Origin of the sequence: Gottfriedia sp. NPDC058432, from assembly GCF_042721555.1 — a bacterium.
Lineage (GTDB): Bacteria > Bacillota > Bacilli > Bacillales > Bacillaceae_G > Gottfriedia.
This window is the reverse complement of sequence record NZ_JBHXLC010000001.1, coordinates 268943-285499: the sequence shown is the minus strand read 5'-3', so window position 1 is coordinate 285499 and position 16557 is coordinate 268943. Positions and strand designations below refer to the sequence as shown.

The window sequence follows — 16557 nt, the reverse complement described above, 5'->3', positions numbered from 1 at the left end:
CGTAATCCTCCTTACACTCGATTACGTTTCCTTTCAATCAAGCTTAAAAGTTCGTGTAATTCAAATGTATTTACTATATTTTCTCTTTTTAACCAAGCCTTCTTGGCAGCACTAACCCCAACAGTCATATGCTCTAGCATATCAATGTTATGTGCATCAGTATTAATTGATAGCATCACACCAGCTTCCGCAGCCATCATTAACATTTCTTTATTTAAATCTAATCGATTTGGATTTGCATTTAATTCTAAAATTGTACCTGTTTCTTTTGCTACAGAAATTAATTCTTCAGCATTTACTTTGTACCCAGCTCTTCTACCTATTTTGCGACCTGTTGGATGCCCAATCATGCTAACATAAGGATTTCTCATTGCATTTTTTAAACGCATCATAATTGTCTCTTCATCTTGACTAAAGCTAGAATGAATTGACGCAATAACAAAATCAAGTGAACGTAAAACATCATCTTCATAATCTAACGAACCATCAGGTAAAATATCCATTTCTACCCCATGTAGAATTGTAAAATCAGTGTATTTTTCATTTACACGCTGAATTTCTTCTTTTTGTTTCCATAGACGCTCAGGAGTTAAACCGTTCGCAACTTTTAAATATTGTGAATGGTCTGTGATGACAATATATTTATATCCCTTAGCACGGCATGCATCTGCCATTTCTTCGATTGAATAGCCACCATCACTCCAAGTAGAGTGCATATGCAAATCAGATACCATATCTTCTAAACGAATTAATGGATAATTGTTTGTAAAAGTTGAAACTTCCTTTCCATCCTCTCTAATTTCAGGAGGAAAACAAGGTAAATTAAAGTGAGCATAAAAATCTTCTTCATTTTCAAATGTTAAAACCTCACCAGTATTAACATTCTCAACACCGTACTCACTAATTTTTTCATCACGATCTTTAGCCAATTGACGCATAGCTACATTATGATCCTTGGAACCAGTAAAATGATGCAGCGTTGTAGCAAACTCTTTTGGTTGAATAATTCGGAAGTCAACTGAAATCTCATACTCAACACCTTTTAAAACAAGAGAAACTTTTGTATCCCCTTGTGCAATTATTCGAACGATTTCTGGCATCGAAAGTAATTGTTCTTTAATACTTTCAGGTTTATTTGATGAAACGATGAAGTCTAAATCTTTAACAGTTTCACGTACTCTTCGTAAGCTTCCTGCTCTTGAAAACTTTTCAACATCCTTCATCTTTGCTAAATATGCTTCAATTTTATCAGCAATCGGTAATACATCTGCAAGTGGCAAGCGTTCAGGCTGCTTACCAAATTCCTCGATTGATTCTAAAATATTTTTCTCTGTCTTTTTACCGAATCCAGCTAACCCTTGTAACTTACCATTTAAGCATGCTTCTTTTAACTGCTCCATGCTCTCAATTTGTAATGATTGATAAAGCTTAGCTACTTTTTTTCCACCTAATCCTGGTAGTCTGAGTAAAGGAAGTAAAGTTTTAGGCAATGACTCTTGTAGTTCTTCCAAAACCGTACTTTTACCAGTTTCGATATATTCTAAAATTACAGCAGAAGTCCCTTTTCCGATCCCTTTTATAGCAGTAAAGTCGTCGATTTGCTCAAGACTTCTTTCATCAGTTTCTAATGCATTTGCCGCTTTACGAAATGCTGATATTTTAAAAGCATTCTCACCTTTTAGTTCTAAATAAGTAGCAATTTGTTCTAACAATTTAATTAACTCTTTTTTGTGCATTTTAAGTCACCTACTTAACATAGAAATTTTTTTCACTTAAACTCAGGTTAAAGTATTTCAGAACTAGAAAATCCGTTCCATAATTCCATTAATTGATTTGATATAAATGGTGTATGTTGAACCATAAAATACGCGATATTTGATTTATGTAATAAAACATGAAGCGTATCAATTGGTATAATTAAAGCTATAAAAAGCGCCAAAACCGCAAATAAATAAACTTCTATAAAACCAAAAATACCACCTAAGAAAGAGTTCATCTGCTTTAAAACAGGTAATTGGAAAACTCCATTTAATAACGAACCAATAAATGAAATAACTAGCCTTGTCCCAATAAATAGCAAAGCAAAAGCTATAATTTCATATACGAACTGTTCTGCATTAACGGTTTGTCCTCCGCTTATATGAATTGGAAATATTTTTTTAAGCGAAGTAGCGGTCTGCTCATAATAATGATAAGCTAGGTATATGGAAAGTAAAAAACCTAGTAATCGTACAAGGCTGCTAACAAATCCTCTTTTCCAACCTGTCAAAATTCCTAAAATAAAAATAATAAGTATAATTAAATCAATCATTTTCTTTCTGCTCACTTTTCGTTTGTTTTTCTAATAATTTTTCGAGCATCTCAGCTCTTTCTTTTAATTTTACATAATCACTTACAATATTTATTGCTGTCAATACAGCTAATTTATTAGTATCTAATAATGGATTTTTTTTATTTATTTCTTTCATTTTATCATCTACAATTGAGGCAACATGGCGAATATGATTTGTTGACTCGTCACCAGTAATTGCATAATGTTGCCCATAAATAGTTACATTTAGTTTTTGTTTCGATGAAGAATTGGACAACTTCATACCTCCATTCAGCTATAAACATTCTAACCTTAACTATAACATGAAATTCAATACAAACAAAAGTATAGGAAAATATCCATTTATAAAGGAGAAATTTATGTCAAACACTGTATTAACAGTTTCTGAAGATACTCTCATAAAGATGAAAGCACACTACCAAAGCAGCCTTCAATCAAAAGTACCACAAGGTGGAGTATTTATGGCTAAACCTAGTGGCTGTACAATCACTGCATACAAATCAGGTAAAGTAATGTTTCAAGGCTCAAATTGTGATACCGAAGTAAGTAAATGGCAAGGTAAATCGGCTAGCCAAACTCCTAAAAAGGTAAACTCTACAAATACGAATTCAACTTTACCAAAAAACTTTTCAAGTCTTGCAGTTATAGGTAGTGATGAAGTTGGTACAGGTGATTACTTTGGGCCGATGACAGTAGTAGCTTCCTTTGTAGAACCAAGTCAATTCGAATTACTTAAAGAATTAGGCGTAAAAGATTCCAAAGAACTAACTGACGATGCCATATGCAGCATAGCAAAAAAAATTGTTCATGTCGTAACTTACAGCCTCTTAGTACTGCACAATGAGAAATACAATGCTATGCAAGAAAAAGGATATAACATGAATAAACTAAAGGCGCTATTACATAATCAAGCAATTCGAAATACTATTGCAAAATTAGAAGATAAAAAATATGATGCAATCTTAATTGATCAATTTACTCCTCCAAATTTATACTACGGATATTTAAAAGGAACAAAAGAAGTTATTCGTGATAAAGTTCAATTCGCTACAAAAGCAGAAGGTTTGCATCTCTCAGTTGCAGTTTCTTCTATTTTAGCCCGATATGCTTTCCTACAACAAATGGATCAATTAAGTGAAAAAGCTGGCATGACCTTACCAAAAGGTGCTGGGGCAAAAGTTGATCAAGCCGCTGCAAAGCTAATTAAATCAAAAGGTTTTGAAGCTTTACGAAGTTTAACGAAATTACATTTTGCTAATACCGAAAAGGCATTAAAGATTTCAAAGAAATAAAATAAAAAAGCTTTATTCTAAATGAAAAATTCATTTAGAATAAAGCATCTACTATAAATACAATGAAACCTAATAAGCTAGCAACTTGTTTTTGTTTTTTATATCGAAGCATCGGTTTAGATAATAAAAATAAACAAATCAAAAATCCAAAAGGGATCGGTAACCAAAATAACCTAAATGGTAAAGAAGCTAGTACATAATAACCGATCATTTGAAACCCAAGATTACTAACATCCCGCTTAATGGCATCTTTATAAACAGCTAAGACTCCAACCAACAATCCGACATAAAGTAAAAAGATTAACATGAAGCCACCTCCAAGATTGTCCTACTAATAACCTATTCAGCTATGGCTTGTCTAAAGACTCATAAAGAAAAATGTTTAAACATATTCATAACATGTAGAAACGAAGGAGGAATATTTAGATGAATAATTTAATAAACGAATTTAGTAGTCTAATCCAATCCGTTCCAAAAATCATTAGAGCTTTATCGAATACAGATTATAAACCAAGTCCTACTAAATGGTCTAAAAAAGAAATCCTTGGACATCTATGCGATTCTGCGACTATGAATCATAAAAGATTTATAGATCGATTGTCCTCTAATGATGAACTTGTTTTGGAGCTTTATAAACAAAATTCATGGGTTGAATTAAATGATTATCAAAATAGCTATACAATTGAAGAAATTCTTACTTTATGGACTGCTCTAAATTCTCGTTTCATGAATGTGATCTCAAACATTTCAGAAGACCAATGGAAATTACAATATAATAGTCAAAATGAAGAATCTGTTACACTAAGCTGGTTATTTACTGATTACATTGACCATATGAAGCACCATTTAAATCAAATTTTAGGATAGGATTAAGGTGTCGCCATGAAATTTAAAGTGAAGAAAAATCCTCTTTTAGTCGTCCTAATTCTGAGCTTAATTCCCATCATTATTTCAGTTCCCATCATCAGCTTTATTGAAACTGATAGCTCGGGAATCATTATAAGTTTAGTAGTCTTTGTCTTTTTATTACCGATATTAATTGTTCTAGTTTGGGCATTATTCAACACATACCATGAATTAACCGAAACTGAATTCAAATCAAAATTTGGATTTATTACAATTAACATTCCATATAGTGAAATCAGAACAATTAATTTCTCGAATAATCCAGTTTCATCACCTGCATGGACCTTCAAACGTTTAAAAATCGAATATAACAAGTACGGATTTGCCTTACTTTCACTTCCTAAAGATGAAAAAAATTTTTTACGAGAAATAAAAAAACGATGTCCCGATGCTACTATTTTAAATCGTCAAAAAGCAGAAGTTTTAATTAATTAGGACTTTTCCCTAAAAAACTCGCAAGGTATTAGGTTCCTTGCGAGTTTTTTGTGTTTATAATTGATTTTTAGTTTGATTTCTCCCCAAATTTTACTACCGCATGAACCCTTAATGAGGTTCTACAATTCATCTTTTTGCTTTTTTACTACCTCATGAACCCTTTATGAGTTACTCTATTCAATCTTTCTACTTTTTTACTTACTCATGAACCTCTCATGAGTTACTAAAATCCATCTTTCTGCTTTTTTACTTACTCATGGACCTCTCATGAGTTACTATAATCCATCTTTTTGCTTTTTCACTTACTTTTGAACCTCTAATGAGTTACTATAATCCATCTTTTTGCTTTTTTACTTACTCATGAACCTCTAATGAGTTACTATAATCCATCTTTTTGCTTTTTTACTTACTCATGAATCTCCCATGAGTTACTATAATCCATCTTTCTGCTTTTCCACTTACTCATGAACCCTTTTATTCGCATTTCTCTAATCTAAGTTTCACCGACACAAAAAAAGTCTCATAAGTGCTTAGACTTACGAGACTTCCCTTTACATAATTAATTATTAATATACTTCTCAAATACTGATCCGAAATCTTTAACTTTGTATTGCTCTCTAGATTTCATTAACCATTCAAAAGCAGCTTCATTAATTTCTTTAAAACTGTTCACTAAATTATTTTCATTTGAAGTTACGCGGCCTAATGTTGTAGAAGCAATTTCAATGCTTTCTTTCGCATAGTCAAGTGCTTTTTCATTTTCATGACTTATTTCAGCGATCATTAGTAATGCTTTGTATAAATCCTTTACTTGTTCAATATGTTTTTTATGAACATCAATCGAAAACTCTCTACCGCCTATGTTGAACTTAATTTCAACATCTAAATCAATTGTACCAGCTGTTTCAAGTAAAACATGTGTGATTTTATGAGTGTGATAATTATAACGATGAAGTGTACGCTTCTTACTTATTGCACTTGTACCGTCTAAATGAATTAAAGCCTTATTCGTAAAGCAATACTCATCTGATTTTGATTTAATTAAAAAATAAATTTTTTCATTATCTTCATGCATTACATAATCGTCAGAATCAACTTTGTCATAATTTTTCGGTTCAATCACACTACCTACATCACTTAAACCAAGCATATCTGCAGCAACTTTACCAAACATATATAATTCCTCCTCTTTTGTCGGATCTGTGTATGGGATATCTATACGAAGGAAATGAAAAGCTAATCCCTTTATCCCTTTATCACTTTTTTATCTATTTCACTACCAGACATAATAAGTATACATATTTATTTTTAAATAGTCTTTCATTATCTTGAATGTCAGGAAAAACTTCTACTGTTTCCATCCTGTCAACTGCATCTACAAATGCCCCAAGAATAATTTCCTTATCCTTTTTGATTTCTTGTTTCTTAAATATGGTTCCAATTGTTGAAATATTCGTCATTTGAGGCTGTTTGTATAGCGTTTGAATCGTACTACTGTTATTAGCGCTTTGTGAAATAGTTGTATTCCATTCATAAGTTCGTTCTGTTTCTAATTGAAGTTTTCGTTTAAATGAAAGATAAAATTGTTTTCCAATATCATTTTTACTTATATACATGCCTGAATCTGAAATTGTCTGAATTAGTTTTCCATCTTCATACACTTTCACTTTTACTTTAATCTCTTTCAACTGACTAACATTTCCAAAGTTCAATTTAAATAGTGCTATTTGGTCAGGATTTTCTCCTATTCTTTTGATTACGTTTTTCTCAGAATTAAGCATTTTATAAGATTCAACAACATTTCTTCCACTAGCAGTTAAATGTTTACTTGTTGCTTCTCGATCACAACTAATTAAAAAAACAAATATGGCTAATAATAAAAATTTTTTTCTCAATAAAAATTTACCTCCTTATATCTCTTACTTCTATAATTCTTCTACCTCCTTATTCCCTGTTTTCCCGTTTTTTCCCTTTTTTGCTATTTTAATTTTACCATTGAACACATACCCAATTGCAGACTATAATTAGATGGTGATTGCTTAAATTCCGTTCTTTTTTATAGCTTTTCTATAAAAAAAGTCGAATAGCCAATTTTAAAGAACATTATTATATAAAACGAAAACAATAGAAAAGGTGTAGATAAATGAGTATTTTAACTGTAAAAAACTTAAGTCATGGATTCGGTGATCGTGCAATTTTTAATGATGTATCGTTCCGTCTATTAAAAGGTGAGCATATCGGTCTTATTGGTGCAAATGGTGAAGGTAAATCAACTTTCATGAATATCGTTACTGGAAAACTACAGCCTGATGAAGGTAAGGTTGAATGGTCTAAAAAAGTACGTGTAGGTTACTTAGATCAGCATGCTGTATTACAGCCAGGTATGTCAATTCGTGACGTATTGAAAAGTGCATTCCAATATATGTTTGATATGGAAAATGAAATTAATGATTTATATGTAAAAATGGCTGATGCAACTCCAGAAGAAATGGAGAAAATGCTTGAGGATGTAGGTGTTCTTCAAGATACTTTAACAAATAATGATTTCTATATTATCGATGCTAAAGTTGAAGAAATTGGTCGTGGTTTAGGTTTGGAAGATATCGGACTTGACCGAGATGTAACAGAACTTTCTGGTGGACAACGTTCAAAGGTTCTTCTTTCAAAGCTTCTTTTAGAAAAACCAGATATCTTATTACTCGATGAGCCTACTAACTATTTAGATGAGCAGCATATTGAATGGTTAAAGCGTTATTTACAAGAGTATGAAAATGCATTTATTTTAATTTCGCATGATATTCCGTTTTTAAATAGTGTAATTAACTTAATTTACCACATGGAAAACCAAGAATTAAATCGTTATGTTGGTGATTATGATAATTTCAAAGGAATTCATGAAATGAAAAAATCACAATTAGAATCAGCTTATAAACGTCAACAACAAGAAATCTCTGAACTAAAAGATTTCGTTGCTCGTAATAAAGCTCGTGTTTCTACCCGTAACATGGCAATGTCTCGCCAAAAGAAACTTGATAAAATGGATGTCATTGAACTTGCACGTGAAAAGCCAAAACCAGAATTCCACTTTAAACCAGCTCGCACTTCAGGTAAATTAATATTTGAAGCAAAAGATTTAGTGATTGGATACGACGAACCACTATCTAAACCGTTAAATCTTCGTATGGAACGTGGACAAAAAATTGCCTTAGTTGGGGCGAACGGTATCGGTAAAACGACGTTAATGCGTAGTTTACTTGGCGATATTAAACCAATTTCTGGTGAAGTTGAGCGCGGAGAATTCCTTCACATCGGATACTTCGAACAAGAAGTAAAAGGTGATAATAATAAAACATGTATCGATGAAGTTTGGGATGAATTCCCATCATTTACTCAATATGAAGTACGTTCTGCACTTGCAAAATGTGGACTAACGACAAAGCATATTGAAAGTAAAGTTGCTGTTTTAAGTGGTGGAGAAAAGGCGAAAGTTCGTTTATGTAAATTAATTAATCAAGAAACAAACTTACTTGTTCTCGATGAGCCTACTAACCATTTAGATGTAGATGCTAAAGAAGAACTTAAACGAGCACTAAAAGAGTACAAAGGAAGCCTTTTAATTATTTGTCACGAACCTGAATTTTATCAAGGATTAGTTACAGACGTTTGGAATGGCGAAAACTGGACTACTAAAGTGTTTTAATTAATTTAAAAAAGAGAGACGAAAAATTTTCGTACTCTCTTTTTATTTTGCCCTATCTTCGTTTTTAAAGTGTAATATTTTGACTTAACTTAGTAGTCCATTCACTTGGATGTTTTCTTTTCTTTGTTCCTTTTGGCATTGTATTTATATAACCGATATGAAGAGCTCCTAAAATTTTTCGATTTTCAGGAATGCCCATCTCTATATAAAATTGTTTATCAAAAATATAAGGATTTGTTCGCCATACCATTCCTATATTTTTTTCCCAAGCTGCTAATTGTAAATTTTGAACAAATGCACAGGTTGCTCCAATCGCTTCTAAATTTTTCTTTTCATTTTCTGAGTGGTCTGTCGTTATGATTAAATGCATTGGTGTGTCGACGATATATGTTTTAAAGAATTCCGTTGATTTTTTAATTTTCTCTACTGTATATGTTTCCGTTAATTCCATTCTTTCGTAGCTATCTACAATTTTTGAAGCGTAATATTCTTTTTCTTTTTCTTCGGAAACCATAATAAATTGCCAAGGCTCTTCTTTGCTGTGGAAAGGAGCATAAGATGCAGCTTCAAGTAGCTCCATTAATTCTTCCATATTAATTGGAACCTTTTTTGTATCTCTTATTGTTCTTCTATTTTTTATAAAATCTAAAATTGACATTGAACGTTATCTCCTTAGTCTCTAAATATCCCTAAATTCATTATAAATGGAAATGATAATCATTTTCAATAAATCTTTTGGTTTTTTAATTATTTTCTTAGACTTCGTTATTTTGATTATGAAATCGTTAATTACTTCCTACAGAATGATATAACTATTTATATGTAGTAAAAAATGGAAAGACTGTGTTTAAGCTCAGATTATATCAAAAAAGAAACCAGGTATTGAAGAATAAATTTTCTTCAATACCTGTTTTTATTACATCTCTTTTGGAGCACGAATTCCTAATAATCTTAGTCCTTCTTCAAGAACAATGGAAACAATTTTAGTTAATGCCAATCTACTTTCTAATTGGTCATCATTTGTTAGAATATGTGTATTTCCATAATATTTATTGAAGCTTTGTGCCAAATCGATTGTATATTTAGCAATGACAGATGGTTCAAATTGTTCAAAACTACGCGCTACTTTATTTGGGAACTCAAGTATATGTTTTATGATGTCCCAACTATATGAATCATCAAGCCCATCTTGTTTATTTAAATCCTGTGATGAAGCTTTATCTAATATTGAATTTGTTCTCGCAATGGAGTATTGTACATATGGTCCTGTCTCACCTTCAAATTTTAGCATTTGCTCAAGTGAAAATTCGATGTTATTCATACGATCATTTTTTAAATCTTGGAAAATGATTGCACCGACTCCAACCATTTTTGCTACTTCTTCTTTATTTTTTAATGTAGGATTTTTTTCTGCAATATTTTGACTAGCTAAACTAATCGCTTCCTCAATTACCTCTTCTAAAAGAACAATTTTTCCTTTACGTGTAGACATTTTTTTACCATTTTGTAGGATTAAGCCGAATGGTACGTGAACCATATCTTTAGACCATTCGTACCCCATTTTGTTCAAAACTGTAAATACTTGCTCAAAATGCAATGCTTGTTCTCCACCTACAACATACACTGCTTTATCAAAATCATATGTTTCTTTACGATAAAGTGCAGCTGCTAGATCTCTTGTAGCATATAGCGTAGCTCCATCAGATTTTCTAATTAAGCATGGTGGTAATTCCTTTTCAGTTAATTCAACAACATCTGCACCATCAGATTCGACTAAAAGGTTTTTTTGCTCTAGAAGTTCAATAACTCGGTCCATTTTATCATTGTAAAATGCTTCTCCGTTAAAGCTATCAAAGTTAACACCTAATAAATCGTATACTAACATGAATTCTTTTAGAGACTCATCACGGAACCACTTCCATAAGTGTAAAGCTTCTTCATTTTTTTCCTCTAATTGCTTAAACCAGCTTCTAGCTTCTTCCTCAAGTTGAGGCTCTTTTTCAACTTCTTCATGAAATTTAACATATAATTTTAAAAGTTCTTTTATTGGATTTTCTTTTACTTCGTCTTGATTACCCCAAAGTTTATAAGCAACAATTAATTTCCCAAACTGTGTTCCCCAGTCTCCAAGGTGATTAATTTTTATTGCTTTATACCCATTTTTTTCAGCTATTTTAGCAATTGAATTTCCAATCATTGTTGAACGCAAGTGCCCCATCGAAAATGGCTTTGCAATATTTGGAGAGGAACAATCGATCGCAACCGTTTTGTCTTCTCCAATTACTTGGTTACCATATTCCTTCCCCTGACCAAGAACTAATTCAATTACTTGCTTACTTACTAGCTTTTTATTCAAAAAACAGTTTACGTATGGGCCGTTTGCTTCTACTTTTTCAATTAAATCATGGTTAATCTGTGCTGCTATTTCCTTTGCAATTATTACTGGAGATTTTTTTAATGCTTTTGCTAATTGGAAACAAGGAAATGCTAAATCACCTTGATCTGCATAATTCGGTTTTTCGATAAGTGAGTTAATTTCAGTTAAAGTTAGTGATCCATTTAAAGCTTTTTCAATTTGTTCACTATACATATTTACATAATTCATTATGATCAATCCTCTCCAAAATATAAAAAAACCGTCTCTATCATAAGAGACGGGTTTAAATAATCCGCGGTACCACTCTAATTGTTCAAATATATTGAACCAACTTTAAAATTTGTTAACGAGGTCTTCCCCGGCAAAGTCCTACTATCAATTCAGACTGCTTCTCCGAAGTGCGCTTCATCTTATTCGCTCTGTTAGGCTTCCACCATCCCCAACTCTCTACAAGAATCAAAATAAGATTACTCTCTTCATCTAAAAATTTTCAATATTCATTTTTTCCATTTAATCATATCTAATGTAGAATTTCAACATTAATCTTTTTTTGAACTTTATGAATGACACCATTTGTTGACAACCTTAATAACATAGAAATTGAGGTGGAATTCATGAAAAAAAAAACAATAACTTTAAGCCTTTGTATGATTGTTAAAAACGAAGAAGCTGTACTTTCCAGATGTTTATCCTCTGTATCTAATATAGTAGACGAAATTGTCATTATTGATACTGGTTCAACAGACAAAACAAAGGAAATAGCTAAAAAGTTTACAAATTCAATCTATGATTTTACTTGGATCAATGATTTTTCTGCGGCAAGAAATTTTGCGTTTTCTAAAGCAACGAAGGATTATATTATGTGGCTAGATGCAGATGATATTATCACTGATGAAAATGCAAAAAAATTACTTAAATTAAAAAAGTCATTAACTAAAAAGGTCGACGCTGTCGGGATGAAATATCATCTAGCTTTCGATGAAAATGGTAATCCTAGCTTTAGTTCTGTACGCAATCGAATCGTTAAACGAGAGAGAAATTTTAAATGGATTGGATTCGTTCATGAATATTTGGAGGTTTACGGCGAAATTATTCAATCGGATGCCGCAATTATTCATCAAAAAGACAAAGAGTTTTCTGATCGTAATTTAAAGATTTATGAAAATGCGATTTCTTCAGGAAATGAACTAAGTCCTCGTGACAAATACTATTATGCGAATGAATGCGTAGATCATCAGCTGTTTGAAAAGGCAATTGAATGGTATGAATTATTTCTTGATGAAGGAAAGGGCTGGTACGAGGATAATATTCAAGCGTGCGGAAAAATGGCAGACTGCTATTTTAATCTAAACGAATTGGAAAAAGCGATTAGTAGTTGTCTAAGATCTTTTTCATATGATGGACCACGTGGAGAAAACTGCTGTCGTTTAGGATTTGTCTATCTTCAACAAGGTGATTTTACACGCGCTATTTCATGGTATAAACTTGCTACTCTTGTTGATGTTCCAACAAGTAGTCCTTTTATAAATCAGGCTTGTTACACTTGGTTACCTAATCTACAGTTATGTCTATGCTATAGTCGATTAGGCGATCAACTTACTGCTAGAAAATATAATGATATAGCTGCTAGTTATGTTCCGAATAATCCTTCCGTTCTACACAACCAAGAATATTTCCGCTCATATTTTAAAGACCAATAACTCACCCTTACTATCTTCTAACGTTTTTTTCCTGCCTGGATCCTATCTGTTTAATAAACTCTATTTTGATTGATAAACTAACTAGTTTAAGAAGAAATAGACATACAATCCCAAATTAGATGATCTGGAAACTACTATTTAATAAAATCAACATTAATATAACATCAATCATTTTATACAAAATCAAAATTAAAGAAAGGGTGATAGCTTGATCACAGTCAGTTTATGCATGGTTGTACAAAATAATGAAGCCACAATTGAAAGATGTCTTAGTTCAGTTAGTAGCATAGTTGATGAAATTATCATCGTTGATATGAATTCCCACGATCGAACGATAGAGCTAGCAAGACAGTTTACAGACCAAATACATGTCTTTGATGGTGTGGATGAAATAGCTGCATTAAATTTTTCAAAATCATTGGCAACAAAAGACTTTATACTTTTACTAAACCATAGTGAAATTTTACTAGAAAATGATCGATTAACATTGTCTAAGTTAAAACACTCAATAGACAATGAAGTTTATAATGTAGCTGTCGATTATCAGATTGGATGGAATGTAAAAAGCAAACAAAAAATTAGTAGATTATTTAAAAGATTAAGTTCAAATAGTCATTCACCGGATGCGAATAATGAACAAATCTCTGAATCATTTTCTACTAATCTCGTTATTACAGATCTTCCTTTTACACAAAATACTAAAGAAAATATTGAAATATATGAACAAATGTTAAGTAATCACATTAATCTTTCTACGATGGATTTATTTTTTTATGCAAAAGAGTTAAGTTCAGATCATCAACATGATCGATCAATAAAGTATTTTTTAAAATTTTTGAGATTAAATCAGCCATTTGAGGAACTTAATATCCTTGCCTGTCATTATATTGCTAATAGTTATCACGAGCTTAATTTAAGAGATTTGGAAACTACTTGGCTATTAAGAGCTCTTAAATATGGTAATACTCATCCAGAAACATGTTGTAGATTGGCTTATACATTTTTTGAAAAAAATAATTTCAATTCAGCTATTTATTGGTATAAAGAAGCAACCTTAAATAAGGTTAACAATCGTTTGATTCTTCACAACCCATCATGTACTACTTGGCTACCACATTTACAGCTAGCTGTTTGCTATGATCGAATAGGTGAGTTTCGACTTGCAAATGAGCACAATGAATTAGCTTATAAATTTTATCCAACACACCCAAGTATTCTTTCAAATAGAGAGTACTTTTCAGATCGATTAAATAACGAAGGCAGCTGAGAATCTCTCAACTGCCTTTTAATCATTTTTTCCTTATTAACATGAGCATATTATATATTTCAAGATTTGAAGTTAGTTGTTCAAGATTTATTCCAAAACTATGAGCTAGGTGAACTACTTCTTCAAAAAACAACTTAATATTTAAATCTACATTTATATTTTCATTCTTTTTCGTGGTCATTTCAAATTGGTCAGTTGGAAATAGCGTATTAATTGTTTGAGGCGTGAAAAATCTAATATTTTCTTTTTTCAATATCCCAGCGTGTATATAATTCCATTGGCCTTGTAGTAATTGAAAGAGAACTTCACCATGGGAAACATTTGGAACTCTACAAATAATTGAGCCAGATGGTTTTAAAAGATTAGTGATTTCTTTTACATAACTCCAAGGATCTACAAGATGGTTTACAATATTATCAATTATGATTAAATCAAAAAACGCCTTAGGATAACTGTGGGGCACTTCGTCAACACCGATTGTATCAACCCTCTTATAAAATTGTGATGCAATTGAGGATAACTCTGAATCACTTTCTGTACCAAATAATTCACATTTGTATAGATTTTTAATTTCTAGACCTGTAGCTCCTGCTAAGCAACCAATTTCTAATACATTATTTATGTTACCCGGTAACATTTCAATAACTTCCGTCTTCGGATAACCAATATCAATTAGATTGTTTCCCCACTTCTCAATATACTTCATTCTATTTTCAATATATAGGTGATTTATGTTAATATCACTATTTCCATTAAATGTCATGTGGCCATAATGATGAACAAATGAATCTAATGCAATATGCAATTCATATCCTTCTAAAATAGTTCTTAAACAAATATCATCATCCTCAAATGAACCTAGTTTAAATCTCTCATCAAATCCTACTAACCGATCAATTAATTCGCGTCTAACTAATAAACAAAATCCTACTAATCTTAATACTTGCTTAGACATTCCTTTCACATTGGCACAATATTTTAATGAAAAATCATTAATTTCTTGATCATTTTGATAATCAACATTAATTCGCTGCAATCCACTTACATAATTACTAACAGGTCCAACCATGCCAATTTTATCATTACTATATAAAAGGGTAAGCATAGAATCTAACCAATTTTCTGTAACGATTGTGTCATTATTTAAAAATAACAAGCTATCACCTGTTGCTACTTCAATTCCTTGATTACACCCTTTAGCAAACCCCAAATTTACTTCATTAAAGATTGTAATAAAAGAAGGATTATTTTTTAAGTAATCTCTTGTGCTATCAGTCGAACCATTATCAATAACAATAATTTCTACTTCATCTTCATTTGTATACTTCGCAAGACTTTCAAAGCATTTTTTCGATACCTCGAGCTGATTATAGGTCAAAATAATAATACTAGTTTTCATTCATTAAACACCTTCTTAGTATCTCACTGCATTAGCAAGTATGATTTCTTTTAAATTCATGTATCTAAATAACCCATGCAATAATTAATATATTCAAGATGGAAATATTTGGTCAGTGTTAATTGTTTAATAAAAAAATCCTCATTAATTTATTCGAATAGATTACTATTGAATAATTAATGAGGACTGTCATCACCTTAATATTGGACTACTAATCTCTAAGAGTGATTGTTAAGAAATACGGTGAACTGACCAAGTGATACCAGCTGTATTGTTTCCACCTAAAGTAAGCTGAACTGTCAATCCGTCTGCTTCATAGAAGAGGCCAATCACATCTCCTGCAGTTAATTCGAAATCACCTGTAATCGTGACAGCTCCATCTCCTAGAATTGCTCTTAAGTTCAGTACTGCAAGTATATTTACATCTAAAATTGGTACTAAACCACTTATTAAGTCAGCAGTAGTAGGAGCAGTTCTACGTATTACAAAAGAAGGATTGATCCCTGCTCCGATAGCAGCCGTTATTGTTGCAGTTGTAGAATAGTTAATTGTTGCTTCAAAAGTATATCTTCCTGTAGCAGGTACTGTAAAATTACCAAGTGTTGGATCAAAAGCTGGTGAACTGAAATGTGGACTAGCAACACTCCAGTTAGTTAATTGAGCTGTAGCAGCAGTATTTACACTTGGAATGAATGCTGAGAATCCAGTTGAAGTTACACTCGGACCCGTTGCTCCTGTTGCTCCGACTGCTCCTGTTGCTCCCGCTGGACCTGTTGCTCCTGCTGGGCCTGTCGCTCCGTCTGCTCCTGTTGCTCCCGCTGGACCTGTTGCTCCTGCTGGGCCTGTCGCTCCGTCTGCTCCTGTTGCTCCCGCTGGACCTGTTGCTCCCGCTGGACCTGTTGCTCCTGCTGGGCCTGTCGCTCCGTCTGCTCCTGTTGCTCCTGCTGGACCTGTTGCTCCTGCTGGGCCTGTCGCTCCGTCTGCTCCTGTTGCCCCCGCTGGACCTGTTGCTCCCGCTGGGCCTGTCGCTCCGTCTGCTCCTGTTGCTCCTGCTGGACCTGTTGCTCCTGCTGGGCCTGTCGCTCCGTCTGCTCCTGTTGCTCCTGCTGGACCTGTTGCTCCTGCTGGGCCTGTCGCTCCGTCTGCTCC

Annotated in this window: 15 protein-coding genes, 1 pseudogene and 1 other annotated feature; of the genes and pseudogenes, 6 read left to right on the top strand and 10 right to left on the bottom strand. The window is 32.6% G+C overall.

Features of this window, described 5'->3' with window-relative positions; translation table 11 throughout:
• Positions 1-11: 11 nt before the first annotated feature.
• The 3 genes from polX to zapA are packed head-to-tail and all read right to left on the bottom strand — an operon-like array spanning position 12 to position 2594.
• Positions 12-1736 (bottom strand): DNA polymerase/3'-5' exonuclease PolX, encoded by a 1725-nt coding sequence (gene polX / locus ACFWM3_RS01485; RefSeq protein ID WP_390309826.1) that lies wholly within the window; start codon positions 1734-1736, stop codon positions 12-14.
• A 47-nt stretch (positions 1737-1783) separates the two neighbouring features.
• Positions 1784-2311, bottom strand: coding sequence for a CvpA family protein (locus ACFWM3_RS01480; RefSeq protein WP_056472335.1), 528 nt, complete (start codon positions 2309-2311; stop codon positions 1784-1786).
• The gene (zapA, locus tag ACFWM3_RS01475; RefSeq protein ID WP_390309824.1) at positions 2304-2594 is read right to left on the bottom strand and encodes a cell division protein ZapA; all 291 of its coding nucleotides are present in this window, start codon (positions 2592-2594) and stop codon (positions 2304-2306) included. The genes ACFWM3_RS01480 and zapA overlap by 8 nt, the downstream gene beginning before the upstream one ends.
• A gap of 97 nt (positions 2595-2691) precedes the next feature.
• On the opposite strand from zapA, the gene rnhC reads away from it, so the two are divergent.
• Positions 2692-3624 carry a ribonuclease HIII gene (gene rnhC / locus ACFWM3_RS01470; protein ID WP_390309822.1) on the top strand — a complete coding sequence of 311 codons (933 nt, stop codon included), beginning with the start codon at positions 2692-2694 and terminating at the stop codon, positions 3622-3624.
• Between the two features lie 34 nt (positions 3625-3658).
• On the opposite strand, the gene ACFWM3_RS01465 is transcribed toward rnhC, so the two are convergent.
• On the bottom strand, positions 3659-3931 hold the full coding sequence (locus tag ACFWM3_RS01465) for a hypothetical protein (protein ID WP_056472328.1): 273 nt from the start codon (positions 3929-3931) through the stop codon (positions 3659-3661).
• A 119-nt stretch (positions 3932-4050) separates the two neighbouring features.
• On the opposite strand from ACFWM3_RS01465, the gene ACFWM3_RS01460 reads away from it, so the two are divergent.
• Together ACFWM3_RS01460 and ACFWM3_RS01455 are read left to right on the top strand one after the other, a co-directional pair.
• Entirely contained in the window at positions 4051-4491 is a 441-nt protein-coding gene (locus tag ACFWM3_RS01460) for a DinB family protein (RefSeq protein WP_056472327.1), read from the top strand.
• 15 nt (positions 4492-4506) lie between these two features.
• Positions 4507-4965, top strand: a complete 459-nt coding sequence (locus tag ACFWM3_RS01455; RefSeq protein WP_390309820.1) for a PH domain-containing protein — start codon at positions 4507-4509, stop codon at positions 4963-4965.
• A gap of 559 nt (positions 4966-5524) precedes the next feature.
• On the opposite strand, the gene ACFWM3_RS01450 is transcribed toward ACFWM3_RS01455, so the two are convergent.
• Positions 5525-6139: a PH domain-containing protein gene (locus tag ACFWM3_RS01450; protein WP_056472324.1), complete on the bottom strand. Its 615-nt coding sequence runs from the start codon at positions 6137-6139 to the stop codon at positions 5525-5527.
• Between the two features lie 94 nt (positions 6140-6233).
• A complete protein-coding gene (locus ACFWM3_RS01445; protein WP_390309818.1) occupies positions 6234-6860 on the bottom strand; it encodes a hypothetical protein in 627 nt (208 codons plus the stop codon).
• A gap of 248 nt (positions 6861-7108) precedes the next feature.
• Here ACFWM3_RS01445 and ACFWM3_RS01440 point away from each other — a divergent pair, with 248 nt between their 5' ends.
• A complete protein-coding gene (locus ACFWM3_RS01440) occupies positions 7109-8665 on the top strand; it encodes an ABC-F family ATP-binding cassette domain-containing protein (protein ID WP_056472320.1) in 1557 nt (518 codons plus the stop codon).
• A 64-nt stretch (positions 8666-8729) separates the two neighbouring features.
• On the opposite strand, the gene ACFWM3_RS01435 is transcribed toward ACFWM3_RS01440, so the two are convergent.
• Both ACFWM3_RS01435 and argS read right to left on the bottom strand, forming a co-directional pair.
• On the bottom strand, positions 8730-9323 hold the full coding sequence (locus ACFWM3_RS01435) for a nitroreductase family protein (protein WP_390309816.1): 594 nt from the start codon (positions 9321-9323) through the stop codon (positions 8730-8732).
• Between the two features lie 258 nt (positions 9324-9581).
• On the bottom strand, positions 9582-11270 hold the full coding sequence (argS, locus tag ACFWM3_RS01430; protein ID WP_390309814.1) for an arginine--tRNA ligase: 1689 nt from the start codon (positions 11268-11270) through the stop codon (positions 9582-9584).
• Positions 11271-11312: 42 nt separating this feature from the next.
• Positions 11313-11534 (bottom strand) — a binding site (T-box leader).
• Between the two features lie 122 nt (positions 11535-11656).
• Here argS and ACFWM3_RS01425 point away from each other — a divergent pair.
• Together ACFWM3_RS01425 and ACFWM3_RS01420 are read left to right on the top strand one after the other, a co-directional pair.
• Entirely contained in the window at positions 11657-12742 is a 1086-nt protein-coding gene (locus ACFWM3_RS01425) for a tetratricopeptide repeat-containing glycosyltransferase family 2 protein (RefSeq protein ID WP_390309813.1), read from the top strand.
• Between the two features lie 208 nt (positions 12743-12950).
• Positions 12951-14009 carry a tetratricopeptide repeat-containing glycosyltransferase gene (locus ACFWM3_RS01420; RefSeq protein WP_390309811.1) on the top strand — a complete coding sequence of 353 codons (1059 nt, stop codon included), beginning with the start codon at positions 12951-12953 and terminating at the stop codon, positions 14007-14009.
• A gap of 22 nt (positions 14010-14031) precedes the next feature.
• Here the strand turns inward: ACFWM3_RS01420 and ACFWM3_RS01415 are convergent, their stop codons facing one another.
• Together ACFWM3_RS01415 and ACFWM3_RS01410 are read right to left on the bottom strand one after the other, a co-directional pair.
• Positions 14032-15408: a glycosyltransferase gene (locus ACFWM3_RS01415; protein WP_390309809.1), complete on the bottom strand. Its 1377-nt coding sequence runs from the start codon at positions 15406-15408 to the stop codon at positions 14032-14034.
• Between the two features lie 231 nt (positions 15409-15639).
• A pseudogene (locus ACFWM3_RS01410) lies at positions 15640-16557 on the bottom strand (collagen-like protein); the annotation flags it as partial.